The organism is Corallococcus llansteffanensis, assembly GCF_003612055.1.
Taxonomy (GTDB): domain Bacteria; phylum Myxococcota; class Myxococcia; order Myxococcales; family Myxococcaceae; genus Corallococcus; species Corallococcus llansteffanensis.
In genome coordinates, this window is the sequence record NZ_RAWB01001175.1 from 1 (window position 1) to 466 (window position 466).

Sequence of the window (466 nt, forward strand, 5' to 3'; positions counted from 1 at the left end):
GCAGCGGAACCGGAGAATGCGCTGGGTAAGCGCACCTTCGCCAACGTCTGCTCGATGTGCCACGCCGCAGGGGTTGCCGGGGCACCAAAGCCGGGCGACAAGGCCGACTGGGGGCCTCGCATCGCACAAGGTAAGGGCACCCTTTACAAGCACGCACTGGAGGGCTTCAACGGCAACAAGGGGGCCATGCCCGCACGCGGTGGATCGACCTTGCCGGACGACGCCATCAAGGCTGCGGTTGACTACATGGTGGCGAAGTCGCAGTAGCGCCATGCATCCGCTGCCCCCTTCCAACCTGGGCCGCCGGCGCTGCCTGGCGGGGGTGCCCCTGCTGGCCGTCGGCATGTTCGTACGGCCGGCCCTGGCAGACCCCACTGTGGAGCGCGCATCCACTCAATTGCTGGGCACTCAAATCGACATCATTGCGCAAGACGCGAGACCGGGCGCCACCGGTGCGGCCATGCGC

The 466-nt window shown here is 67.4% G+C and carries 2 protein-coding genes; both read left to right on the plus strand.

The genetic code is table 11. From position 1 onward, the window contains the following. Window positions 1-267, plus strand: a 267-nt coding sequence (locus D7V93_RS43990; protein ID WP_147451731.1) for a c-type cytochrome, incomplete at its 5' end; no start/stop codon positions are given. 4 nt (window positions 268-271) lie between these two features. Continuing rightward, window positions 272-466, plus strand: a 195-nt coding sequence (locus D7V93_RS43995; RefSeq protein WP_208723387.1) for a hypothetical protein, incomplete at its 3' end; no start/stop codon positions are given.